Source organism: Pseudomonas sp. Mb7, assembly GCF_054790525.1.
In genome coordinates, this window is record NZ_CP186501.1 from 4582755 (window position 1) to 4606400 (window position 23646).

A 23646-nucleotide genomic window follows, 5' to 3' on the forward strand; every position below is an offset into this window, starting at 1 on the left:
GGTCGCTGATGGTGACGTGAAGCCGGCAATTGTCCACCTTCGAAAGATTCAGAACAACTACCGCTGACTATTGTCCCAATCGTCAGCCCCTATAATGGGCACAATTGAGTCTCGGTTATGTTTGGCCGAAGGCTTGTGTCATGATGATCCGACCGCAGGTTAGTCGTCCTCTTCCTATATGAATAGATCTTCCGCGTTGCTCCTCGCTTTTGTCTTCCTCAGCGGCTGCCAGGCCTTGGCGCCCGTTTCGCCGGACGGTACGCCTTCGGTCGAAGACACCACGCCCGCGCCTGAAAAGCCCAAGGTTTACAGCTCGTTCAGCGAGGAAACCGTTTTCAGCCTGTTGAGCGCCGAACTCGCCGGCCAGCGCAATCGTTTCGACATTGCCCTGGATAACTACGTAACCCAGGCCATCAACACCCAGGATCCGGGTGTCTCCGAGCGTGCGTTCCGTATCGCCGAATATCTGGGCGCCGATCAACCGGCCCTCGATACCGCGCTGATCTGGGCGAAAAACGCCCCGGACGACCTCGAAGCGCAACGCGCCGCGGCCGTGCAACTGGCGCGTGCCGGGCGTTATGACGACTCGATGGTCTATATGGAGAAAGTCCTGCAGGGTAAGGGCGATACCCATTTCGACTTCCTCGCGCTGTCGGCCGCCGATACCGATCAGGAAACCCGTAACGGCCTGATGAAAAGTTTCGACCGTTTGTTGCAGCGCCATCCGAACAACAGCCAGCTGATTTTCGGCAAGGCCCTGTTGTTGCAACAGGACGGCGACAACAAAGCCGCACTGGCATTGCTCGAAGACCACCCGCCGGAAGAAGGCGAGATCGCCCCGATTCTGCTGCGCGCGCGCCTGCTGCAATTGCTGAACCGTGGCGACGAAGCGCTGCCCCTGCTGCAAAAAAGCATCAAGAAGTACCCGGACGACAAACGCCTGCGCCTGACTTACGCGCGCATGCTGGTTGAGCAAGACCGCATGGACGACGCCAAGGCCGAGTTTTCCAGTCTGGTTCAGCAATACCCGGAAGACGACGAACTGCGTTACTCGCTGGCCTTGGTCTGCCTGGAAGCCAAGGCCTGGGACGAGGCCAAGGGTTATCTGGAAGATTTGATCGCCCGCGAAAGTCACGTCGATTCGGCGCACCTGAACCTCGGTCGCATCGCTGAAGAGCGCAACGACCCGCAAGGCGCCCTTATCGAATACGCCCAGGTTGGCCCGGGCAATGATTACCTGCCGGCGCAATTGCGTCAGGCCGATATCTTGATGAACAACGGCAAGACCGCTGAAGCGCAGAGCAAACTCGCCGCCCAGCGCGACGAGCAACCGGATTACGCGATTCAGCTCTATCTGATCGAATCGGAAACCCTGTCGGCCAACAAACAGGACGACAAGGCCTGGAAAGTCTTGCAACACGCCTTGCAGCAATACCCGGACGACCTGAATCTGCTCTACACCCGGGCGATGCTCGCGGAAAAACGCAATGATCTGGCACAGATGGAAAAAGACCTGCGCCTGATCATCAAGCGCGATCCGGACAACGCCATGGCGCTTAACGCGCTCGGCTACACCTTGTCCGACCGCACCACACGCTACGCTGAAGCGAAAGCGCTGATCGAGCAGGCGCACCAGATCAATCCGGAAGACCCAGCCGTACTCGACAGCCTCGGCTGGGTGAATTACCGCCTGGGCAATCTGGATGACGCCGAGAAATATCTGCGTCAGGCGCTGGAGCGCTTCCCTGATCACGAGGTCGCCGCGCACCTCGGTGAAGTGTTGTGGACCAAGGGCAACCAGCGTGAAGCCAAACAAATCTGGGGCAAATTCCTCAAGGATCAGCCCGACAGCACCATTCTGCGCAGCACCATCAAGCGCCTGACCGGATCCGAGACTCTCTAACCCATGTTTTCGCGCCACGTTATTGTTTTCAGCTTCATCGCCCTGCTCGCCGGCTGCTCGGGTTTTGGTACCCGCGAATCGGTCGAGGGCCACGGCAGTCCGGCTCAATGGGCCGCTAACAAACAACAGCTGACCGGCCTTGATGGCTGGCAGATCGACGGCAAGATTGGCATCCGCGCGCCGAAAGATTCCGGTAGCGGCACGCTCTTCTGGCTGCAACGTCAGGACTATTACGACATTCGCCTGTCCGGCCCGCTGGGTCGTGGCGCCGCGCGACTGACCGGGCGTCCGGGCAAAGTGTCGCTGGAAGTCGCGAATCAGGGGCGCTACGAATCGCAGTCCCCGGAAGCCTTGCTCGAAGAACAGCTTGGCTGGAAACTGCCGGTGTCGAATCTGGCCTGGTGGGTGCGTGGCCTGCCCGCTCCAGACAGCAAAAGTCGCCTGAACCTGGACGCCGACAGCCGTCTGGCCAACCTGGAACAGGATGGCTGGAAGGTCGAATACACCGCTTACACCGAACAAAACGGTTACTGGTTGCCCGAGCGCATCAAACTGCACGGCACTGACCTCGACGTGACGCTGGTGATCAAGACCTGGCAACCGCGCAAGTTGGGGCAGTAACCCATGACCGCTGCACGCCTGACCCTGCCGTCGCCGGCCAAACTCAACCTGATGCTGCACATTCTCGGTCGCCGTGAAGACGGTTATCACGAGTTGCAGACGCTGTTTCAGTTTGTCGATTACGGCGATGAAATCACTTTTGCCGTGCGTGATGACGGTGTGATTCAACTGCACACCGAGTTCGCCGGCGTGCCGCATGACAGCAACCTGATCGTGCGTGCAGCAAAAATGCTCCAGCAACAGTCCGGTTGCACGCTCGGCATCGATATCTGGATTGATAAAGTCCTGCCCATGGGCGGCGGCATCGGTGGCGGCAGTTCGAACGCGGCGACGACTTTGCTCGGCCTTAATCATTTGTGGCAGTTGAGCTGGGATGAAGATCGCCTGGCCGCACTGGGCCTTTCGCTGGGGGCCGACGTACCGGTTTTCGTCCGTGGCCACGCGGCGTTTGCCGAGGGCGTGGGCGAGAAACTCACCCCCGTGGATCCCGAAGAACCGTGGTATCTGGTGCTCGTGCCGCAAGTCTCTGTAAGTACGGCAGAAATTTTTTCCGATCCTTTGTTGACACGTAACACGCCGCCCATTAAAGTGCGCCCCGTTCCCGAGGGAAACAGTCGAAATGACTGCTTGCCGGTGGTTGCAAGGCGTTATCCAGAAGTACGTAACGCATTGGATTTGTTAGGTAAATTTACCGAAGCAAAGCTCACCGGAACTGGAAGTTGTGTGTTTGGGGGCTTCCCAAGCAAAGCTGAAGCTGATAAAGTCTCGGCCCTTCTGACAGAGACCCTTACAGGGTTTGTAGCCAAAGGCAGCAACGTTTCGATGTTGCACCGCAAGCTGCAAAGTCTGCTCTAAAGGAACCAAGTGCACGGCACTTGATGCAACAGATACAGGGGCGTCGCCAAGCGGTAAGGCAGCAGGTTTTGATCCTGCCATGCGTTGGTTCGAATCCAGCCGCCCCTGCCATTTTCTATACTCATCCAGGTTACCCTCAGCCTCTAGGTACTGCGCGTGTCCAAGATGATGGTCTTTACGGGGAATGCTAACCCCGATCTGGCTCGGCGTGTTGTACGTCAGCTGCATATCCCTCTCGGTGACATCTCTGTCGGTAAGTTCTCCGACGGCGAAATTACTGCCGAGATCAATGAAAACGTTCGCGGTAAAGACGTTTTCATTATTCAGCCGACTTGCGCCCCGACCAACGATAACCTGATGGAACTGGTAGTGATGGCTGATGCCTTCCGCCGCTCCTCGGCTACTCGTATCACTGCTGTTATTCCTTATTTTGGTTATGCCCGTCAGGATCGCCGTCCGCGTTCCGCACGTGTGGCTATCAGCGCGAAAGTCGTTGCTGACATGCTTACCGTAGTCGGCATCGACCGTGTTCTCACGGTTGATCTGCATGCTGACCAGATTCAGGGTTTCTTCGATATTCCGGTAGATAACATCTACGGCTCCCCGGTTCTGGTGGATGACATTGAAGATCAGCGCTTCGAAAACCTGATGATCGTATCCCCGGACATTGGTGGCGTCGTGCGTGCACGTGCCGTTGCCAAATCCCTGGGCGTGGATCTCGGGATCATCGACAAACGCCGTGAGAAAGCCAATCACTCTGAAGTGATGCATATCATCGGTGATGTCGAAGGGCGTACCTGCATTCTGGTCGATGACATGGTCGATACCGCCGGCACTCTGTGCCACGCGGCCAAGGCCCTGAAAGAGCATGGCGCAGCCAAGGTCTTTGCCTACTGCACACACCCTGTGCTGTCGGGTCGGGCCATCGAGAATATCGAAAATTCCGTGCTGGACGAGCTGGTGGTGACTAACACCATCCCGCTGTCCGCTGCAGCACAAGCCTGTGCACGTATCCGTCAACTGGATATCGCACCGGTTGTTGCCGAAGCGGTTCGCCGCATCAGCAATGAAGAATCGATCAGCGCGATGTTCCGTTAAGGGCCCTGCCCTTCTCGAAATGTCTCGTTGACGAAAAGCGCCCCGCCCCGGCATTCCTGCCGGGGCGGGGCTTTTTTGCCCATACCGTGTTCGGCGCTGGTCGCAAACGCCACTCGGTCATGGCTATTTTGGAGATACAAAATGAACGATTTTACTCTGAATGCTGAAGTGCGTTCCGACCTGGGGAAAGGTGCGAGCCGCCGCCTGCGTCGTCTCGCCGCTCTGGTTCCAGCTGTTGTTTACGGTGGCGAAAAAGCCCCTGAATCCATCAGCATGCTGGCCAAAGAAGTTGCCAAACTGCTCGAAAACGAAGCTGCCTACAGCCACGTTATCGAACTGAACGTTGGCGGCAAAAAGCAGAACGTCATCATCAAAGCTCTGCAACGTCACCCGTCCAAGGGTCACGTTCTGCACGCTGACTTCGTACGCGTCGTAGCCGGTCAGAAACTGACCGCTATCGTGCCTGTGCACTTTGTTGGTGAAGAAGCTCCGATCAAGAAAGGCGGCGAGATCTCGCACGTCCTGAACGAAATCGAAGTAACTTGCCTGCCGAAAGATCTGCCTGAGTTCATCGAAGTCGACCTGTCGGCTCTGGAAATCGGCGCAATCGTCCACCTGTCCGACCTCAAAGCCCCTAAAGGCGTTGAGTTCGTTGCACTGGCTCACGGTGACGACAAAGCTGTTGCAAACGTACACGCTCCACGCGTTGCTCCAGAAGCTACCGAAGAAGGCGCAGCAGAGTAATTCACTCTGTTTAGCCTGAGTGAGCAAGTAACATCGCGGACTGGAACGTAGCGAGAAAGCGGGCGAGAACGCGGAGTTTACATCCATGGTAAATGAGCATTTTTCGTCCACTTTCGCCGCTTTGCCTGATTGCGGCGATGTTACTCACCACTCAAAGGAAGGGCCCCTATCGTGACTGCCATCAAACTGATCGTTGGCCTGGGTAATCCAGGCGCCGAATACGACCAGACCCGGCATAACGCAGGGGCCCTTTTTGTTGAGCGCATCGCCCACGCACAGAATGTGAATCTTGTGGCCGATCGCAAATATTTTGGCCTGACCGGGCGCTATTCGCATCAGGGTCAGGATGTTCGTCTGCTGATTCCCACCACTTACATGAACCGCAGCGGCCAGGCCGTGGCGGCACTCGCCGGTTTCTTCCGCATCAAGCCTGAAGAAATTCTGGTGGCGCATGACGAACTCGACTTGCCTCCGGGCGTTGCCAAGCTCAAGCAGGGCGGCGGCCATGGCGGTCACAACGGGTTGCGCGACATCATTGCGCAACTGGGCAATCAGAATACGTTCTACCGCCTGCGGCTTGGCATTGGCCACCCGGGCGTCGCCAGTATGGTTTCAAATTTCGTCCTGGGTCGTGCGCCACGCGCCGAACAGGAAAAACTCGATGCCAGCATCGACTTTGCCCTCGGCGTGCTGCCGGATATCCTCGCCGGTGAATGGAACCGCGCGATGAAAAACCTGCACAGCCAGAAGGCCTGACTCTACTCCGAGGGGAAACACCATGGGATTCAATTGCGGCATCGTCGGCCTGCCTAACGTCGGCAAGTCCACCCTGTTCAACGCCCTGACCAAATCCGGTATCGCGGCCGAGAACTTCCCCTTCTGCACCATCGAGCCGAACAGCGGCATCGTGCCGATGCCGGATCCGCGCCTGGAAGCACTGGCGGCCATCGTCAATCCGAAGCGCATCCTGCCGACCACCATGGAATTCGTCGACATCGCGGGCCTGGTTGCCGGCGCCTCGAAAGGTGAAGGCCTGGGCAACAAGTTCCTCGCCAACATCCGCGAGACCGACGCCATCGCTCACGTGGTGCGCTGCTTCGAAGACGAAAACGTGATCCACGTTTCCAACAGCGTCGACCCGAAACGCGACATCGAAATCATCGACCTGGAACTGATCTTCGCCGACCTCGACAGCTGCGAGAAGCAACTGCAGAAAGTTGCGCGCAACGCCAAGGGCGGTGACAAGGATGCAGTCGTTCAGAAAGCATTGCTTGAGCAACTGATCGCGCACTTCACCGAAGCCAAACCGGCGCGCAGCCTGATGAAGAACATGAGCGCTGACGAAAAGGCCGTGATCAAGGGCTTCCACCTGCTGACCACCAAACCGGTCATGTACATCGCCAACGTCGCTGAAGACGGTTTCGAGAACAACCCGCACCTGGACGTGGTTCGCGCCATCGCCGAAGAAGAAGGCGCGATGGTCGTTCCGGTCTGCAACAAGATCGAAGCTGAAATCGCCGAGCTCGATGACGGCGAAGAGAAGGACATGTTCCTCGAGGCCCTGGGCCTGGAAGAGCCTGGCCTGAACCGCGTGATCCGCGCCGGTTACGAAATGCTGCACCTGCAGACCTACTTCACCGCCGGTGTCGAAGAAGTCCGCGCCTGGACCGTCAAAGTCGGTGCCACCGCACCTCAGGCTGCCGGCGTGATCCACACCGACTTCGAGAAAGGCTTCATCCGTGCCGAAGTCATCGCCTACAACGACTTCATCCAGTACAAGGGCGAAGCCGGTACCAAAGAAGCCGGTAAATGGCGCCTGGAAGGCAAGGATTACATCGTCAAGGACGGCGACGTGATGCACTTCCGCTTCAACGTGTAAGCGTTACGCCCAAGAAAAAGCCGCGTTTGATACGCGGCTTTTTTGTGCCTGAAATTTATGCCTCAACACATTCCCCCTGTAGGAGTGAGCCTGCTCGCGATAGCGTTCTATCAGCTACAGATGTGCTGACTGACACACCGCTATCGCGAGCAGGCTCACTCCTACAATGGGAAATGCGTGAATCAGGCCTTTTTGGTACGCGGCAAGAAGATTGCCAACACGCCAAACAACGGCAGGAACGAGCAGAGGAAATACACGTACTCAATCCCGTGAATATCCGCCAGGTGCCCCAGCAACGCCGCGCCAATCCCGCCAAAACCAAACATCAAACCGAAGAACACCCCGGCAATCATCCCGACATTACCCGGCACCAGTTCCTGCGCGTACACCACAATCGCCGAGAACGCTGAAGCCAGAATGAAGCCGATCACCACGCTGAGAACGGTCGTCCAGAACAGATCGACGTGAGGCATCAGCAGCGTGAACGGCGCGACGCCGAGGATCGAGAACCAGATCACCGCCTTACGCCCGATCTTGTCGCCGATCGGCCCGCCAAAGAACGTGCCCGCCGCCACCGCACCGAGGAACAGGAACAGGTGCAACTGCGAACTGGCCACCGACAGGTCGAACTTCTCGATCAGGTAGAACGTGAAATAGCTCGTGAGGCTGGCCATGTAGAAATACTTGGAGAACACCAACAGCCCCAGCACCACCAACGCACTGGTCACCCTGCCCTTCGACAGCCCGTGAGTCGCTGCCTGACCGGCCTTGAGCTTGAACAGGTTCAAGTGATGGGCGTACCAGCGACTGATGCGGTACAGCACGAATAACGCAAACACCGCGAACAAGCCGAACCACGCCACGTTGGCCTGACCGAACGGAATGATGATCGCCGCCGCCAGCAACGGACCGAACGCAGAACCGGCGTTACCGCCGACCTGGAAGGTCGATTGCGCCAGACCAAAGCGTCCGCCCGAGGCGAGTCGTGCGATCCGCGAGGCTTCGGGGTGGAACGTCGAGGAACCGATACCGATGAGCGCCGCCGCCAGCAGAATCAAGGGGAAGCTGCCAACCATCGACATCATCACGATGCCAATCAACGTGCAAATCGACCCCGCCGGCAACAGCCAGGGTTTCGGATGCCGATCGGTGTGATAACCGACCCACGGCTGCAACAAAGATGCGGTCAGCTGAAAGGTCAGAGTAATCAGGCCGACCTGAGTAAAGGTCAGGCCGTAATTGGCCTTGAGCATCGGGTAGATCGACGGCAATACCGACTGGATCAGGTCGTTGATCAAATGCGCCAGCGCCACCGCGCCGATGATACGCATCACCAATGGGCTGCTTTGCGGAGCAGCGGGCGCCGAGGCAGCGGCGGTCTGAACGTTGCTGATAGCCATGAAAGTTTCCGGACAGCAGATGGGTGCACGCAGGCAGGTGCGTCAATGTGCCATTTTTCGGTGCGCCAGCGCCATCCCCTTAGCCAGCTAACTAACCAACTGAATCACAGATCAATTCCTGTAGGAGCTGCCGCAGGCTGCGATCTTTTGATCTTGATCTTAAAAACAAAGATCAAAAGATCGCAGCCTGCGTCAGCTCCTACAGGGGCAGGGTGTTCGGCAAGGTGATAGCGCAACGCCATGGTCTGAATCTTGCCTTGTTTCATCCCTTGAACGCGGGCGCCTTACAAAGGCGACCGACATTGGGAAGTTTCGCTACAGAGCCGGCCTACAGAGCGGGCGAGAGTGAACTTTCGAGGCCTTTTAGCAGGGCACAACATCAACGTCGAACGACCGCGATGCACGCCAATGGTGCGTGGTGTCCAGAGGAGTCATGAGGCATGCAGGCTTTCCTTTCACCGGGGATCAAATTGCTGGGGCGGTTTGGCTTCGCAGGTAAATTCCAGTTGTTGTTTCTGCTGTTCATTCTGCCGTTGGCCGGCAGCCTGTTGATGATTGGCCAGGACTATCGCGACAAACTCAATCTGATTTCCGGCGAACGTGCCGGCGTGCGTCAGTTGCTCGCGCTGGATGCGCTGGACAACCTGCTCGCCGCCCAACGTGACCGCGCCGCGCGTTGGCGCGCCACGGAAACCAATCGCCAACCGACGCCGGCCACCCTCGCCGCCATGGGCGCATTCGACGCGGTGCAACCGGCGGTTCTGCAAGCCACCACCGATTTAGGCGCTGCGCTGAAAAATGAAGGCGCCGAGGGGGAAACACTCACCCGCTATCAAGCGCTGCAAACCGCGCTCAACGGCCTGGACTCGAAAAGCCTCAGCGGTGTCGGTTGGTGGCCGGACGGTTACGACCGTTTCACCAACGCCCTCAGCGCCCTGCAAGCGTTGCGCGAGCAGATCGTCATGGACAATCGCCTGACCCTCGCGCCGTGGCTGGAAACCTATCTGCTCACGCAGATCTCCACGCAACACGCCCCGGACCTGATCGAACGCGTTGGACGCCTTGCCGCCGTCGGCCAGGCCTCGGTCGTCTCCGGCCAATTCACCCTGCAAAGCCGTTTGCAGTTGCGCGACCTGCGCAGCCGCATCGGTGACGCCCGCGAGCAACTGGTCAAAACGGCCACGCTGCTCGAAGCACGTCTGCCGCAAGATCAGCAGAGCTGGGCCAGCCAATACCACGACAGCCTCAAAAACCTCGACAGCGGTCTGAAGGTGTTGGACGACGGCGTGTTCGGCGGCTCTATCAATCTCAAACCCGAAGAGTTCGAACGCAGCCTCGATGCGCTGCTGACCGACCTAGCCGCACTGCGCCAGCAATCGCTGGTGTCGCTGGATCAACGACTCGATGCCTACCACAGCTCGGCGATTCGTCAGTTCATCATCGTCGCGGCGATTTTCGGCTGCCTGCTGCTCGCGGCGTTGTACCTGTTTGTCTGCCTGCAAGCCTCGATCCGTCGCAGCGCCAGCGGCATCACCCTACTCGCCGAAGCCCTGCGCGATGGCAATCTGAGTTTGCAAGTGCCGGTCGTGGGTCGTGATGAACTCGCGGCGATCAGCACTGCACTCAACGTGGCCGTGGTGCAACTGCGTAGCAGCATGCTTGGCGTCGATCACGAGACTTCGCAACTGAGCAGCGCCGTGCGCAGTCTCAACGAGCATTCCAGCGGCGCCCTCAGCGAAGTCGAGGCGCAACAGTTGCAGATCAGCCAGATCGCCGCTGCTGCCACGCAATTGGCCGCGACCTCGCAAGGCGTGGCGCAAAGCTGCGAACAGGCCTCCGGCAGCGCTCAGCACACCCGGCGCATTGCCGCTGACAGCAGCCGCGATAGCCAACGCACTACGGCAAGTATTCAGCAGCTCAATCAGCGTTTGAACGAAACTGCAGCGGCACTCGGTCGGGTCAGTGAACAAGGTCAGCAGATTCAATTGGTGGTCGACACCATTCGCGGTGTTGCCGAACAGACCAACCTGCTCGCGCTCAACGCAGCCATTGAAGCCGCACGCGCCGGTGAACAGGGTCGCGGCTTTGCCGTGGTCGCCGACGAGGTGCGCAGCCTGTCGCAACGTACACAGTCGTCAACTGCGCAGATCGCCGGTACGGTCGACAGTTTGCGCGCAACGGTCAACGAAGCCGTGAGTTTGATGGAAGCTGCCTGCGGCCAGGCGCAAACCGATGCCGAGACAGTCACCGGTCTCGGTGAACGTTTGGGTGAAATCGCCAGCGCCGTGCAAAGCGTTACCGACACGTTGGCGCAGATCGCCACGGCGGTTGAGGAACAGGCGAGCACCGCCGACGAAGTCAGCGGCAATATCCAGCAGGTCGATCAGGCGGCCGTGCGTCTGCTCGAAGGCGCACGCGCGGTGAACCTTGCGGCGGATACCCTGAGTCGGGGCAGCCACGCCTTGAGCGCCAATACGGCAAGATTTCAGCTGCGTTGATGCCCCGCCCGGCCCGGATTTTCCGGGCTGGAGGATAAGCGGTTGAAAATAAGAAGAAATATTTTAAATTTACGCTTGACGCTTTTCCATTTCAGGGGAATAATGCGCGCCACTTGGCTACATAGCTCAGTTGGTTAGAGCATAGCATTCATAATGCTGGGGTCCGGGGTTCAAGTCCCTGTGTAGCCACCAAGTACTAAAAACGGCTTACCGAAAGGTAGGCCGTTTTTTTATGCCTGCAATAATCCCCCCTCCGGCTCCCCACCTACAGAAGGCCTTTCTTCAGCCCTTTCGATTGGATCAGTGCTTACAGTTTGCACTTCGCCTTTTTTCACATAAGCCAATATCAAATTCAAGATAATGCCTTCCTCACAATCAGGCTTTTAGCCAAGTAATACCGGCCTCGCCCGCCACAAAATTCAAGATAATCAAAAGCGCTATTTGAGAAAAAACGCCGCTATCCCTTGAGGGTTAGCGGCGTTTTTTCCTACGCAAATAGCGTTGCGGCTTTACTCGGACGATTCATCTATTCCGCTGTAATCACCAGACACCCTTTCATCACACGCACTTTGACGTTCTCGTTCACCTCGAATCCCGCCTGCCGCAACCACAGCCCGCGAAGCCTGATCCAGGGCACCGGTTTGGCGGGGCTGTAGGTTTTTTCCTTGGTGTGGACGGGGTAAAAATCAGCGGCGATTTTCAGCCGGCGTTCAGTGATGGGGGGTTGATGACGTATGATTGGTTTTAGCCATGATTAGCTCCTGTCTAGCTGCTTTTGGTTAGCGGGGCCAGGGTGTTCGTGCACCTTGGTTCCGCGTTCTTTGGGTTACTTCAAACTTCTTTTTCTTCGTTGCTCGTTTTGGTCGCTGCCTGCGCGATCAGCGCGTCGAGCATCTGCGCAATGACCTTCTGTTGGACCTTCGAAAGTTCATTGATGGACTGCAGCCGTCGATACCACGTCGAGGTCAAGCTGCGTCTGGGCCTCTCCGTGTACGAGGGAACGCCGAGCAGGTCTTCAACAGGCACGCGAAGCGCAAATGCCATCTTCACCAGTGTCGTGACCGGCATGCTGCGAGTGCCCTCCTCGTAGCCCTGAAAGGTTTGCCGGGAAAGACCTAAAGCCCGTGCAAACCGAGTCTGTGTTATCTCGTGAACTGTGCGTAAGTGAGCAATGCGACTGCCCATCGCCACCAGAAAATCGCGGTCCTCATTGGAAACACTCATGACAATGGCCGACTGAACATAGAGTTGAATGGCAACGGACTCATCCTTTTCATCTGAAATCCATCCTGGAAAAAACGATAAAAACCATCCTCAGGTAAGGGCGCGTAAGTTGTCGACCTGAAAAATCTGTAGGAAAAATGCAGAGCAACCGCCAAGTTGCGGCGAGGTACTACAGGCGCGAAATGCCTTTTCAGCAAGCCAACGCCGACAACCCTTTCGCCCAGATTTGCCGAGTGCGCAAACCGACCATCGCCCGCCAATCCGGATCAGTTGGATAGAACTGCTCAAGCAGATTCAGTTTGATCTCGCGCCCTATCGCATCCAGCGGATCACCGTGCAAATGCAGCCACTGGTCATCACGCAAATGCCGATGCACATCCGGCCCCGGATAAGTCCCGCATTCGATCACGAACGGCATCAATTGCACGTCCGGTAAAGCATTGAGCAACGCCTGCGAGGTGTACCCGGTAGCCGTCGCTGCCACTCCGGTTTCGCTCAAGGTTTCGGCGCCGGTGTGCAGCGTGTAAAGCCATGGGCCGTAGATCGCCTGGGCCTGCGCGAGTGCCGGGTAAGGCGCCTGGGTGATGGTCAGCAACATCGGATGACCGTATTCGCCAGCACCGGTGTGCAGGTCAAAACACATCACGGTTTCAGCGCCAGCCAGATGCGTTTTGATGATTTGGTGCAAGGTGCGATTCGACCAGCTCGGCGCGCGGCCGCCGTAAAACAGTCCGTCGGGATGGCTGTGTTGACCACCCTCGACAATCGACATCACCGCCGGCCAGCCGTATTCGTTGATTTGCGCATCGAGCAAGGCATCCGCACGTTGGCGCTCGGGGCCGTGCAAATCGGTGCAGGCGTAGATTTCATGCAGTGCGGCGTATGCGCGGTTATCCGGTAGCGGCCCGGTGAAATCCAGATGATTGCGGTTGAGGTCGATGTTGTCTTCGTTGACCCGGCGCAACCACGCCGTGCCCCATGGGTTGATCAGGTGAACCATGACCACCGCGACATCCTTGGGCAGCGAACCAGGTTCGAAGGTTTTCAGCCATTCGATCTGGCAGTCCGAGCCGTAATAGCCCTCGACACCGTGCGTACCGCTGAGCGCTACCAGTCGGCGTTTGGCCTGTGGATCGCCGAGCACGGCGACGTCGGTGCTCAGGGGTTCGCCAAAGGGGCCGCAGCGTGGATGGGCGTACGAGGTGAGCGTGGCACCGGCGGCGTTAGCGGCGGCGATGAACTGTTCGCGTTGATCGCGGTAGCTGGATTCGGTGGGGAACTCGCTGTGCATATCGGTCTCTTGTTGATCTTGTAATTGTAGGAGTGAGCCTGCTCGCGATAGCGTTATCACATTCAACATCATTGCTGACTGACCCACCGCTATCGCGAGCGGGCTCACTCCTACAGGGGACGTGTGCGGTCGGTCGATTGCGGTTGACCCTAGCGAACATCCGCCCTGAAAAGAAAGACAAAAATGCCCATCGGTTTGCGTCGCGACCGAGCGGTCGATAAAGTCCCTGAGACTTTTATCCCACGGACGGAGAGCCCGCGTGTTTTCAGCCTTGCCCTTGAGCCGCTTTCGCCTGCCAGCCCTGACGCTGATCATCAGCGCCCTGACCCTCACCGCGTGCAACGCCCCGCCCTCCTCGACTTTGCCGCTGGCCCCGGAAGCCGCTTCCGGTTTCCGCACCGACCTGCAAACCCGTCACGCCAGCAAACACATGGCTGCCGCTGCCAATCCTCTGGCTGCTGAGGCCGGTCGCGAAATGCTGCGTCAAGGCGGTTCGGCGATTGATGCGGCGATTGCGATGCAAGCGGTGCTGACCCTGGTTGAGCCGCAGTCTTCCGGGATCGGCGGCGGTGCAATGATCGTGTTGTGGGACGGCAAACAAGTGCGCACGTATGACGGCCGCGAAACCGCACCGGCCGGCGCCACCGAGAAGCTGTTCTTGCGCGCCGATGGCCAACCGATGTCGTTCCCGCAGGCACAGATCGGCGGTCGCTCGGTCGGTACACCGGGCGTGTTGCGCGCGCTGGAGATGGCACACAAACAACACGGTCGCCTGCCGTGGGCGAAGCTGTTTGAACCGGCGATTAAACTGTCCGAGCAAGGCTTTGCCATTTCGCCGCGCCTGCATTCGCTGCTGGAATCAGATCCAGTCATTCGCCAGTCGCAGGACATGGCCAAGTATTTCCTGAACGCCGATGGCAGCGTCAAAGCCGTCGGCACGCGCCTGCAAAACCCGGCTCTGGCCGCAGTGCTCAAACGCATCGCCAACGAAGGTGCGGACGCACTGTACAAAGGCCCAATCGCCGAAGAAATCGTCGCCAAAGTGCAAGGCCACGCCAACCCCGGCAGCCTGTCGCTGAACGATCTGCAGCGCTATCAGGCCAAGGAACGCGCGCCGCTGTGCACCGACTACAAACGCTGGCAGGTCTGCGGCATGCCGCCACCGTCGTCGGGTGGGATCGCCGTGGCGCAGATTCTCGGCACGTTGCAGGCGCTGGAAACCCGCGATCCACGTCTTTCGCTGACACCGCTCAAACCGCTGAAGACCGATAAACCGGCCGGCATTGAACCGGATCCGCAGGCCGTGCATTTGATCGCCGAGGCCGAACGTCTGGCCTACGCCGACCGCGCGCAATACGTCGCCGACACCGACTTCGTGCCGGTGCCGATCAAAGGCCTGGTCGACCCGGGTTATCTGGCCAGCCGCGCCAGCCTGATAGGCGAACGCAGCATGGGCAGCGCCAAACCGGGCACGCCACCGGGTCTGCAGGTCGCCTACGCCCCGGACCGTTCGCCGCTGCGCATCTCCACCTCGCAAGTGGTCGCGGTGGATGACCTCGGCGGCGCTGTGTCGATGACCACCACCATCGAAGCCGCGTTCGGCTCGCACCTGATGGTTCAGGGTTTTCTGCTGAACAACCAGATGACCGACTTCTCGTTCATCCCTGAAGAGAACGGGCAGAAAGTCGCCAACCGCGTCGAACCGGGCAAACGCCCGCGTTCGTCGATGGCGCCAACGCTGATCTTCGATCGCCACAGCGGCGAATTCGTCGCCACGGTCGGCTCGCCGGGCGGTTCGCAAATCATCGAATACGTGGCGAAAACCACCGTCGGCCTGCTCGACTGGAACCTCGACCCGCAAAGCGCCATCAGCCTGCCCAACTTCGGCAGCCGCAATGGCCCGACCGAATTGGAACAAGGCCAGTTCAGCCCGGCGCTGATTCAGGCGCTGAAAGACAAAGGGCATGCGGTAAATGAAATCGACATGACCAGCGGCACCCAGGCCATCGTGCGGGTCAAGAATGCGCAGGGGAAAGCGTCGTTGGAGGGGGGCGCGGATCCACGGCGTGAGGGGGAAGCGCTGGGGGATTGAGGCTAGGACGCAAACAAAAAAGGCTTACCGGGAGGTAGGCCTTTTGCTTAGCACACTGCGTATTTCAAATCGGGATGTTTAAAAACTGCGAGGTAAACAGAGAACCGTCCCACAAGGTTTTCAGGTTGTCCGTCGGACGTCAGCTCTCTAGCCTGTACTCGTCGCTGCCAATTCAGTGACCGGGATTGGAAACCCCGAGTAGAACCGAGCGCACAAGCGCCTTTCATAACGTATCCTTGCGCACCTTCATGGTGTGCACTCCGTTATGGCGGCTGTGCGCGGGAGACCTTCGGGTCAACCGGGTTCTCCGTTCCCCGGGTTTCCAACCTGCGCACAGCCGCCACCTATTCGTTCGGAAACCGAATCGGCCAGCTCCAATCCTGATCGGAGAACACCATGAAAAAACCAACACCCAATCCCCCCGAAACAAACACCGACCCAACATCCCCGTACGCAACCATCGACAGCAAAAAACTCAACGAAGCGGCCGACCGCGCCCTCGACCACTACCTCAAACCGACCATTCACATCATGGCGTCCACCCGCGTAACTGAACCCATGTACCTCGCCAACCCGGTTTACGACACCGAATCGCTGCTGGCCAATGCCAGTGAGTCCTTGGGTTCGGTCACCGAGATGCTCAACAATTTCGCCGCTGTGCTGGATACCGCGCACCGCAAGACCGCGCTGGGTATCGCGCAAATCGTCATGCTGAGTGAGCTGGCGGTGAATCAGGCGCTGGATAACGTTCAGCCGACTGCATAATTACTTCGGCGTATAAAAAATCCGATGCCCGCACAGGCATCGGATTTTTTTTGATTGGGCCAAAGGTCAAACATCAACGCAAAGCTATTATTCAAACCGCGAGCGTCTTGCCATCCACCGCATCACCAATCTTCAGGAAATGCCCGCCCGCCACGTGGTGCAAGGTGCGCAATCCGTCATGCCCTTCGAAATGCCAGCGCCCGTCGCTGAACACCCGTTCATCGGCGTGGGCGGCGATGACTTCGGCGAGGAACAGGTCGTATTGCTCGTGGTTGCGCGGCTCGGGCAGTAAACGGCATTCCAGCCAGGCGACGCAGCCGTCAAGCAGCGGCGCTTCGACTTGTTCACCGGCAAAAGTCTGCAAGCCATAGGCCTGAAACTTGTCTTGCCCTTGGGTTTGAGTGATCTCCAGGCCCGAGGTATTGCCGACGGTTTGCACGATGTCAGCCTGATTGACGCACGGGACGTTGAGCACGAAGGTGCCGGACGCTTCGAGCAACTGGCGGGTCCAGGTGGATTTGTCGAGGACAACGGCGACTTTCGGCGGTTCGAAATCCAGCGGCATCGCCCAGGCGGCAGCCATGATGTTGCGCTGACCGTCGTGAGCGGCGCTGACCAGCACGGTCGGCCCGTGGTTGAGCAAACGGTAGGCTTTGTTCAGGGGCACCGGGCGGCGGTGGGAATCGCTCATGGGAATCTGCTCCGGGGAAAAGGAGCCGATTGTAGCGCCAGCATCGAAATACAGGCAGGTGAAAACTCTGTAGGAGCTGCGGCACGCTGCGATCTTTTGATCTTGATGTTGATCCTCGGAGTCAAGATCAAAAGATCGCAGCCTCGTTTCACTCGACAGCTCATACAGAGGTTGTGTGCAGGTCAGTGGGAGAGTTGATTGGCAAACTGGCCCACTGCGTTGACGACCTTCTGCGCACCGTCCTGAATCTCGACAATCACTGTGCCCGCCTCTGCCGCCAGCGCCAGCCCTTGTTCAGCCTGAAGCTTGCCGTCGGTCATCAGGGCCACGGCATTGCGTGCCATTTCCTGGTTCTGCCGCACCACGGTGACGATCTCTTCAGTCGCCTGACTGGTGCGCGACGCCAGTTGCCGCACTTCGTCGGCCACCACCGCAAAACCACGCCCCTGCTCACCGGCGCGCGCCGCCTCAATGGCAGCGTTGAGCGCCAGCAGGTTGGTCTGTTCGGCAATGCCGCTGATGGTTTTGACGATAGTGCCGATCACCTGCGACTGCTCGTTCAGCGCTTCGATACCCTCACCGGCGGCCTGCATGTGCCGCGACAGATCACGCATTACGTTTACTGCTTCAGTCACCACCGTGGTACCGCGCTGGGCGGTGCTGTCGGTTTGCTGCGAAGTGCTGTAGGCAATGCTCGCCGCGTCGGCGACGGCTTGCTCGCGGTTGACCTGATCGGTGATCACCGTGGCGAACTTCACCACTTTGTACAGCTTGTTGTTGGCATCGACCACCGGGTTGTAGGACGCCTCCAGCCACACCGTACGACCATGGCTGTCGACACGCTTGAAGCGATCAGCGACGAATTCGCCGTTGTTCAAACGGCGCCAGAAGTTCTGGTACTCGGCGCTGTTGTATTCCTCCGGGGTGCAGAACAGGCGGTGATGTTTGCCCTTGATCTGCGCCAGGCTGTAACCCATGCCGCTGAGGAAGCGATCGTTGGCGTTGAGCACATTACCGTTGAGGTCGAACTCGATTACCGCCGTCGAACGCACCAGCGCACCGATCAGGTTTTCGTGTTCACGCGAGGCTTCGATGGTGCGGGTCAGGTCGCTGGCGTAAAGCGAAATGTGCTTGATCCGCCCGTCCGAAGAACGCACCGGTTGCACGATGGAACGCAGCCACGCCTCCTCACCATTGCCGCGCAACAGGCGCACGGCACCGGCGAAATGCTCGCCGCGGGTCATGGCGTTTTTGAAGCGGTGATGGAATTCGTCGGTCTTTACGTGGGCCGGGACGATATCTTCAATCGCTCGACCGATCAGGCCCTGGCTCTTGTAGAACATCTCGGTGAGGAAGTTCTGGTTGACCGATTGAATGCGCCCGTCAGGTTCCAGGCACAGCACCAGCATCTCGCTTTCCAGGCTTTCCTTCACCTGCACAAGGCTGGAGAGTTCTTCACGAAGAGCGGTCAGCTCTTGCTTCAGGCGTTTGTTGAACATGGGGAAGTACCGATGGGCAGGATAGAAAGCGGGATACAGCCTAGCCATCGGCCTTGAAAAGCTTTTCTGAAGAGCGTTTACGACCCGTCGGTCAAAAATAGTTCGAGCGAACGCTGTCAGGCAGCTCCGGCCACCTGACATTGTCCTGTGCGCGGCATTCGCGCGCCAAAATACGCTGCCGTCAATAGCCCCACAACGCCCATCACCGCGCAGAACATCACACAGACCCACGGGCTCCACGACATCAGACCGATCAGCAACAGCGGTGTAATGCTCGCCCACGCCGCGTAGGCAATGTTGTAGGTGAAGGAAATGCCGGACACGCGGATACGCGCGGGGAACAAGCCGACCATCACTGATGGCACAGCGCCGACGACACCGCACGCCAGACCAGCAATGGCATACGCAATGCCAATCCACTCGCCACCGCTGATCAGGCAGCCATAAAGCACACCGATACCCAATGGCAGCAGCAGACTGTAGAGCATGACCGTGCGCCAGGCACCGAGGCGATCAACCAACAGACCGGCAATCACACAGCCGATATTGAGGAAGACGATGCCCAACGCGCTGAGGGCGAAGGTGTGGCTGGCGGTCATGCCGAAGGTTTTCTGCATCATGGTCGGGGTGATGACGACGAACACCACTACCGCCGAAGTCAGCACGCAGGTCAGCAACATCGCTGGCAGCATCGCCAGTCGATGTTCGCGCAACACCGTACGCAGCGGCAGTTCGACCCGCGCCTCGCGTTGCGCCTCCATGGCCATGAACACCGGTGTTTCGCTCAACCAGCGCCGCAGGTAAACGCCGATCACGCCGAACACACCACCGAGCAGGAACGGATAACGCCAGGCGTAATCGAGGATTTCCGCCGGGGTGAAGACTTGCGCGAGGAACGTCGCGGTCAGCGCGCCGATCAGATAACCGAAGGTCAGCCCGGCCTGCAAAAAGCCCAACGCGTAACCACGATGGCCGGCCGGTGCGTGCTCGGCGACAAACACCCAGGCACTCGGCACCTCCCCGCCGACCGCCGCGCCCTGCAGGATGCGCAGCGCCAGCAACAGCAGCGGCGCGAAATAACCGATCTGGGCATAAGTCGGCATGATCCCGATCAGCAGGCACGGCAGCGCCATCATCAGGATGCTCAGGCTGAAGACTTTCTTACGCCCGAGTTTGTCGGCGAAATGCGCCATCAGAATCCCGCCCAGCGGCCGCGCCAAATAACCGGTGACGAAAATCCCGAAGCTTTGCAGCAGGCGCAGCCATTCGGGCATTTCCGGCGGGAAGAACAACTGGCTGAGGGTCAGGGCGAAGAATACGAAAATGATGAAATCGTAAATCTCCAGCGCCCCGCCAAGGGCCGCAAGGCCGAGGGTCTTGTAGTCGGAACGGCTGAACGGCACGGGTTTGGCCGTGGTTTGGGCGGTCATGGCAAAGAACTCTGGCAGGCAAAAAACCAAGGCGCCCATGGTCTACGTAAATGCGCGGATGGACAACCCGTTAGACCATAGTCCCGGTTTTGCAAAAGCTGCTCACAAAGCATTGGCAGTTGAATTACTGTTAATGCCTGTCCAGCGGGCCGACGCCAGCACCGATCAATCGCAGTGAACCTCATGTGGGAGCGAGCCTGCTCGCGAAAGCGTCAGTTCAGGCAACCTCAATGTCGAATGTGCCGACCTCTTCGCGAGCAGGCTCGCTCCCACAGGGATCTCTGTGTTGTGGAGATCGGCGAGCGTTCCCGCGGACCACAATAACCATAAAAATCCGAGGTACTTCCTGTGGCCGTTGATATCGAAGATAGCCGCTCTGCGCGCTTTGCCCTGCGCTGTTCAAGCTTTGCCGAACGCTGGTTTCCCGACTCCTGGGTATTCGCCGCGCTGGCCGTGATCATCGTCGCCCTGGCCACCCTGGCCATGGGCGCGAAACCCACCGATGCGGCGATGGCGTTCGGCGACGGGTTCTGGAGCCTGATCCCGTTCACCATGCAAATGGCCTTCGTGGTAATCGGCGGCTACGTAGTCGCCAGCTCGCCGCCCGCCGTGAAACTGATTGATCGCTTGGCGCGTATCCCGAAAAACGGCCGTTCTGCCGTGGCGTGGGTCGCGTTGATCTCAATGGTCGCGTCGTTGCTCAACTGGGGCCTGTCGCTGGTATTCGGCGGTTTGCTGGTCCGCGCCCTCGCCCGCCGCACCGATCTGAAAATGGATTACCGCGCCGCCGGCGCCGCTGCCTATCTGGGCCTTGGCGCGGTGTGGGCGCTGGGTTTGTCGTCGTCGGCCGCGCAGTTGCAAGCCAACCCCGCCAGCCTGCCGCCGTCGATCCTGTCGATCACCGGGGTGATTCCGTTCACCGAAACGATTTTCCTCTGGCAGTCCGGCGTGATGCTGCTGGCGCTGATCGTGATCTCGATCATCATCGCCTACGCCACCGCCCCCGGGCCGAACTCGGCGCGCGACGCCAAGGCCTGTGGCATCGACCCGGCCTTCAACCTGCCACCGCTGCAACCGCGTACGCGTCCGGGTGAATGGCTGGAACACAGCCCGCTGCTGATCATCGTGCTGGTACTGTTGGCGGCGGGATGGCTGTTCCATGAGTTTTCAACCAAACCGGCGATCACGGCGATTTCCGGGCTGAACACCTATAACTTCCTGTTCATCATGCTCGGCGCCTTGCTGCACTGGCGGCCGCGCAGTTTCCTCGATGCCGTCGCCCGCGCCGTGCCGACCACCACCGGCGTGTTGATCCAGTTCCCGCTGTACGGCTCGATCGCCGCGCTGATGACCACGGTCAAAGGCACGGACGCGCAAACCCTGGCGCACCACATCTCAACGTTCTTCGTCAGCATCGCCTCCCACGACACTTATGCACTGTTGATGGGCGTGTACTCGGCGATTCTCGGTTTCTTCATTCCATCCGGTGGCGGCAAGTGGATTATCGAGGCGCCGTACGTGATGCAGGTCGCCAATGATCTGCAGTACCACCTCGGCTGGGCAGTGCAGATCTACAACGCGGCCGAAGCGCTGCCGAACCTGATTAACCCGTTCTACATGCTGCCGCTGCTCGGCGTACTCGGGCTGAAAGCGCGAGATCTGATCGGATTCTCCTTTGTGCAATTGCTGGTGCACACGCCGCTGGTGCTGCTGTTGCTGTGGGCGTTGGGGACGACGCTGGCGTATACGCCGCCAGTGATGCCTTAACCCAAGCGGGGCGCAGTCATGATGGCCGCGCCCCACACTTTTCTCCTGAAACAGCCCTGTGTCGGGCTGCCTGTCGCAAATAATGGCTCAGAGCCATCATCCTGCTTTACCGCATCGCTCCCTCGGTAATATTCTGCGCGCCCATAAATGTTTCCATTTTTTACCAAGCGCAAAGGGAGTTCGTTGCAATGATCGTAGGGATTGACCTGGGAACCACCAACAGCCTGGTCGCCGTCTGGCGTGGCGATGCCACCGAGTTGGTGCCCAATGCCCTGGGTCAGTTCCTGACACCGAGCGTTGTCGGCCTGGATGATCAGGGCCGGATTCTGGTGGGTCAGGCGGCGCGCGAGCGTCTGCACACGCATCCGCGCCTGACCGCGTCGCTGTTCAAGCGCCACATGGGCAGCGCCACGCAAACGTATCTGGCCGACAAAGCGTTTCGCCCGGAAGAGCTGTCCGCGCTGGTGCTCAAGAGTCTGAAAGAAGACGTTGAACGCGCCTATGGCGAAACCGTCACCGAAGCCGTGATCAGCGTCCCGGCCTACTTCAGCGACGCTCAACGCAAAGCCACGCGCATCGCCGGCGAACTGGCCGGGCTGAAGGTCGAGAAGCTGATCAACGAACCAACCGCCGCTGCCCTCGCCTATGGACTGCACCAGCGCGACAAGGAAACTTCGTTCCTGGTCTTCGACCTCGGTGGCGGCACGTTCGACGTATCGATTCTGGAGCTGTTCGAAGGGGTCATGGAAGTGCGCGCCAGCGCCGGTGACAACTTCCTCGGTGGCGAAGACTTCGACACCGTGCTGCTGGAGCACTTCATCAGTCAGCACCGTTCGGCCGCCGACTTCCCTGAGCGCAGCAGCGTCATCCAGCCGCTGCGTCGCGAGGCCGAACGCGTGCGCAAGGCGCTGGGCCAGGACGACAGCGCCGAATTCCGCTTGCAGCTCGGTGAGCGGCAGTGGACGCAAACCATCACCCAGCAACAGTTGGCAACGCTGTACATGCCGCTGCTCGAACGCCTGCGTGCGCCGATTGAGCGGGCGCTGCGCGATGCGCGCATCCGCGTCAGCGATCTGGACGAAATTCTGTTGGTCGGCGGCACCACGCGCATGCCGCTGGTGCGCAAACTCGCTGCCGGGCTGTTCGGCCGCTTCCCGTCGATCACCCTCGACCCGGATCAGGTCGTGGCACAGGGCGCGGCGATTCAAGCGGCACTCAAGGCTCGCGCTGCAGCGCTGGAAGAAGTGGTGCTGACCGATGTCTGCTCCTACACGCTGGGCATCGAGACCTCCACACAGGTCGGCCGTAACTATGAGAGCGGCCATTACCTGCCGATCATCGAGCGCAACAGCATCGTCCCGGTCAGTCGGGTGAAAACCGTGTACACGCTGCACGACAATCAGGAGCAAGTGATCGTACGGATCTTTCAGGGCGAAAGCCGCCTGGTCAAAGACAACGTGGCACTCGGCGAACTGGACATCAAGGTGCCGAAACGCAAAGCCGGCGAAGTCGCTCTCGATGTGCGTTTCACCTACGACAACAACGGTCTGCTCGAAGCCCAGGTAAAGATTCCCCTGACCGGGCAACAGCATTCGCTGGTCATCGAGAACAACCCGGGCGTGCTCTCGCCCGAGGAGATCCAGCAACGCCTGCAGAACCTGGCACAGCTGAAAATTCATCCGCGCGAGCAGCAGGTCAACACGCTGTTGACTGCACGTCTGGAGCGCCTCTATCAGGAAAGTTTGGGCGATATGCGTGATCTGATGGGCGATTGGGCCAAGCAATTCCAGATCGCGCTCGACTCTCAGGATGAGCGCCAGATCCGTGAAGTGCGCACCGACTTGAGCCGACGCCTGAGCGAACTTGATCGCACTCCGTGGCAATAAGGA

At 59.1% G+C, this 23646-nt stretch carries 20 protein-coding genes, 2 tRNA genes and 1 pseudogene; 14 read left to right on the top strand and 9 right to left on the bottom strand.

The annotated features are described in order from the left end of the window. Positions 1-178: 178 nt before the first annotated feature. The 8 genes from ACOYXH_RS20600 to ychF all read left to right on the top strand — a co-directional run bounded on the left by ACOYXH_RS20600 (position 179) and on the right by ychF (position 7100). Positions 179-1903 carry a tetratricopeptide repeat protein gene (locus tag ACOYXH_RS20600; protein ID WP_095050605.1) on the top strand — a complete coding sequence of 575 codons (1725 nt, stop codon included), beginning with the start codon at positions 179-181 and terminating at the stop codon, positions 1901-1903. Positions 1904-1906: 3 nt separating this feature from the next. After that, the gene (gene lolB / locus ACOYXH_RS20605; protein ID WP_095050604.1) at positions 1907-2524 is read left to right on the top strand and encodes a lipoprotein insertase outer membrane protein LolB; all 618 of its coding nucleotides are present in this window, start codon (positions 1907-1909) and stop codon (positions 2522-2524) included. Positions 2525-2527: 3 nt separating this feature from the next. Next, positions 2528-3379: a 4-(cytidine 5'-diphospho)-2-C-methyl-D-erythritol kinase gene (gene ispE, locus ACOYXH_RS20610; protein WP_095050603.1), complete on the top strand. Its 852-nt coding sequence runs from the start codon at positions 2528-2530 to the stop codon at positions 3377-3379. Between the two features lie 36 nt (positions 3380-3415). After that, positions 3416-3490 (top strand) — tRNA-Gln (locus tag ACOYXH_RS20615). Between the two features lie 45 nt (positions 3491-3535). Then, on the top strand, positions 3536-4477 hold the full coding sequence (locus tag ACOYXH_RS20620; protein WP_003171603.1) for a ribose-phosphate pyrophosphokinase: 942 nt from the start codon (positions 3536-3538) through the stop codon (positions 4475-4477). A gap of 141 nt (positions 4478-4618) precedes the next feature. After that, the gene (locus ACOYXH_RS20625) at positions 4619-5221 is read left to right on the top strand and encodes a 50S ribosomal protein L25/general stress protein Ctc (protein WP_095050602.1); all 603 of its coding nucleotides are present in this window, start codon (positions 4619-4621) and stop codon (positions 5219-5221) included. Positions 5222-5392: 171 nt separating this feature from the next. Next, on the top strand, positions 5393-5977 hold the full coding sequence (gene pth, locus ACOYXH_RS20630) for an aminoacyl-tRNA hydrolase (RefSeq protein WP_008079560.1): 585 nt from the start codon (positions 5393-5395) through the stop codon (positions 5975-5977). Between the two features lie 22 nt (positions 5978-5999). Continuing rightward, complete coding sequence (gene ychF / locus ACOYXH_RS20635; RefSeq protein WP_007912904.1) at positions 6000-7100, top strand: redox-regulated ATPase YchF; 1101 nt, start codon at positions 6000-6002, stop codon at positions 7098-7100. 182 nt (positions 7101-7282) lie between these two features. Here ychF and ACOYXH_RS20640 read toward each other — a convergent pair whose 3' ends face one another. Together ACOYXH_RS20640 and ACOYXH_RS20645 are read right to left on the bottom strand one after the other, a co-directional pair. Further along, positions 7283-8500, bottom strand: coding sequence for an MFS transporter (locus tag ACOYXH_RS20640; protein ID WP_095050601.1), 1218 nt, complete (start codon positions 8498-8500; stop codon positions 7283-7285). A gap of 104 nt (positions 8501-8604) precedes the next feature. Then, entirely contained in the window at positions 8605-8742 is a 138-nt protein-coding gene (locus ACOYXH_RS20645; RefSeq protein ID WP_156685514.1) for a hypothetical protein, read from the bottom strand. 198 nt (positions 8743-8940) lie between these two features. Here ACOYXH_RS20645 and ACOYXH_RS20650 point away from each other — a divergent pair, with 198 nt between their 5' ends. Further along, complete coding sequence (locus tag ACOYXH_RS20650) at positions 8941-10998, top strand: methyl-accepting chemotaxis protein (RefSeq protein ID WP_460409919.1); 2058 nt, start codon at positions 8941-8943, stop codon at positions 10996-10998. Positions 10999-11113: 115 nt separating this feature from the next. Continuing rightward, positions 11114-11190, top strand: a tRNA-Met gene (locus ACOYXH_RS20655). Positions 11191-11524: 334 nt separating this feature from the next. Here the strand turns inward: ACOYXH_RS20655 and ACOYXH_RS20660 are convergent. The 3 genes from ACOYXH_RS20660 to ACOYXH_RS20670 form a co-directional block, all read right to left on the bottom strand. Beyond that, positions 11525-11737, bottom strand: coding sequence for a SymE family type I addiction module toxin (locus ACOYXH_RS20660; protein WP_095050599.1), 213 nt, complete (start codon positions 11735-11737; stop codon positions 11525-11527). A gap of 92 nt (positions 11738-11829) precedes the next feature. Then, entirely contained in the window at positions 11830-12222 is a 393-nt protein-coding gene (locus tag ACOYXH_RS20665; RefSeq protein WP_245398004.1) for a helix-turn-helix domain-containing protein, read from the bottom strand. 190 nt (positions 12223-12412) lie between these two features. Beyond that, a complete protein-coding gene (locus ACOYXH_RS20670) occupies positions 12413-13513 on the bottom strand; it encodes a DUF2817 domain-containing protein (protein WP_460409920.1) in 1101 nt (366 codons plus the stop codon). A gap of 259 nt (positions 13514-13772) precedes the next feature. Between ACOYXH_RS20670 and ggt the strand changes: the two genes are divergently transcribed. After that, positions 13773-15605, top strand: coding sequence for a gamma-glutamyltransferase (ggt, locus tag ACOYXH_RS20675; protein WP_220556991.1), 1833 nt, complete (start codon positions 13773-13775; stop codon positions 15603-15605). A gap of 396 nt (positions 15606-16001) precedes the next feature. Then, the gene (locus ACOYXH_RS20680) at positions 16002-16370 is read left to right on the top strand and encodes a DUF6124 family protein (RefSeq protein WP_460066019.1); all 369 of its coding nucleotides are present in this window, start codon (positions 16002-16004) and stop codon (positions 16368-16370) included. A 91-nt stretch (positions 16371-16461) separates the two neighbouring features. On the opposite strand, the gene ACOYXH_RS20685 is transcribed toward ACOYXH_RS20680, so the two are convergent. The 4 genes and pseudogenes from ACOYXH_RS20685 to ACOYXH_RS20700 all read right to left on the bottom strand — a co-directional run bounded on the left by ACOYXH_RS20685 (position 16462) and on the right by ACOYXH_RS20700 (position 19990). Next, positions 16462-17061, bottom strand: coding sequence for a flavin reductase family protein (locus ACOYXH_RS20685; RefSeq protein WP_223027340.1), 600 nt, complete (start codon positions 17059-17061; stop codon positions 16462-16464). Positions 17062-17243: 182 nt separating this feature from the next. Beyond that, positions 17244-17804: a methyl-accepting chemotaxis protein gene (locus ACOYXH_RS20690; protein ID WP_371748318.1), complete on the bottom strand. Its 561-nt coding sequence runs from the start codon at positions 17802-17804 to the stop codon at positions 17244-17246. Beyond that, positions 17784-18701: pseudogene (locus ACOYXH_RS20695) on the bottom strand (PAS domain-containing protein); the annotation flags it as partial. The pseudogene ACOYXH_RS20695 and the gene ACOYXH_RS20690, both read right to left, overlap by 21 nt. Further along, positions 18677-19990 carry an MFS transporter gene (locus tag ACOYXH_RS20700; protein WP_460409921.1) on the bottom strand — a complete coding sequence of 438 codons (1314 nt, stop codon included), beginning with the start codon at positions 19988-19990 and terminating at the stop codon, positions 18677-18679. The pseudogene ACOYXH_RS20695 and the gene ACOYXH_RS20700, both read right to left, overlap by 25 nt. Before the next feature lie 348 nt (positions 19991-20338). Here ACOYXH_RS20700 and ACOYXH_RS20705 point away from each other — a divergent pair, with 348 nt between their 5' ends. Both ACOYXH_RS20705 and ACOYXH_RS20710 read left to right on the top strand, forming a co-directional pair. Then, on the top strand, positions 20339-21757 hold the full coding sequence (locus tag ACOYXH_RS20705; protein WP_007912940.1) for a short-chain fatty acid transporter: 1419 nt from the start codon (positions 20339-20341) through the stop codon (positions 21755-21757). A gap of 188 nt (positions 21758-21945) precedes the next feature. Beyond that, positions 21946-23643, top strand: a complete 1698-nt coding sequence (locus tag ACOYXH_RS20710; protein ID WP_095125800.1) for a molecular chaperone HscC — start codon at positions 21946-21948, stop codon at positions 23641-23643. The last annotated feature ends 3 nt before the right edge of the window (positions 23644-23646 follow it).

Excerpts from the sequence above, each read along its gene's own strand:
- ACOYXH_RS20600 (WP_095050605.1), top strand. The coding sequence starts at position 179 with ATGAATAGATCTTCCGCGTTGCTCCTCGCTTTTGTCTTCCTCAGCGGC.
- lolB (WP_095050604.1), top strand. The coding sequence starts at position 1,907 with ATGTTTTCGCGCCACGTTATTGTTTTCAGCTTCATCGCCCTGCTCGCC.
- ispE (WP_095050603.1), top strand. The coding sequence starts at position 2,528 with ATGACCGCTGCACGCCTGACCCTGCCGTCGCCGGCCAAACTCAACCTG.
- ACOYXH_RS20625 (WP_095050602.1), top strand. The coding sequence starts at position 4,619 with ATGAACGATTTTACTCTGAATGCTGAAGTGCGTTCCGACCTGGGGAAA.
- ychF (WP_007912904.1), top strand. The coding sequence starts at position 6,000 with ATGGGATTCAATTGCGGCATCGTCGGCCTGCCTAACGTCGGCAAGTCC.
- ACOYXH_RS20640 (WP_095050601.1), bottom strand. The coding sequence starts at position 8,500 with ATGGCTATCAGCAACGTTCAGACCGCCGCTGCCTCGGCGCCCGCTGCT.
- ACOYXH_RS20645 (WP_156685514.1), bottom strand. The coding sequence starts at position 8,742 with ATGGCGTTGCGCTATCACCTTGCCGAACACCCTGCCCCTGTAGGAGCT.
- ACOYXH_RS20650 (WP_460409919.1), top strand. The coding sequence starts at position 8,941 with ATGCAGGCTTTCCTTTCACCGGGGATCAAATTGCTGGGGCGGTTTGGC.
- ACOYXH_RS20665 (WP_245398004.1), bottom strand. The coding sequence starts at position 12,222 with ATGAGTGTTTCCAATGAGGACCGCGATTTTCTGGTGGCGATGGGCAGT.
- ACOYXH_RS20670 (WP_460409920.1), bottom strand. The coding sequence starts at position 13,513 with ATGCACAGCGAGTTCCCCACCGAATCCAGCTACCGCGATCAACGCGAA.
- ACOYXH_RS20680 (WP_460066019.1), top strand. The coding sequence starts at position 16,002 with ATGAAAAAACCAACACCCAATCCCCCCGAAACAAACACCGACCCAACA.
- ACOYXH_RS20685 (WP_223027340.1), bottom strand. The coding sequence starts at position 17,061 with ATGAGCGATTCCCACCGCCGCCCGGTGCCCCTGAACAAAGCCTACCGT.
- ACOYXH_RS20700 (WP_460409921.1), bottom strand. The coding sequence starts at position 19,990 with ATGACCGCCCAAACCACGGCCAAACCCGTGCCGTTCAGCCGTTCCGAC.
- ACOYXH_RS20710 (WP_095125800.1), top strand. The coding sequence starts at position 21,946 with ATGATCGTAGGGATTGACCTGGGAACCACCAACAGCCTGGTCGCCGTC.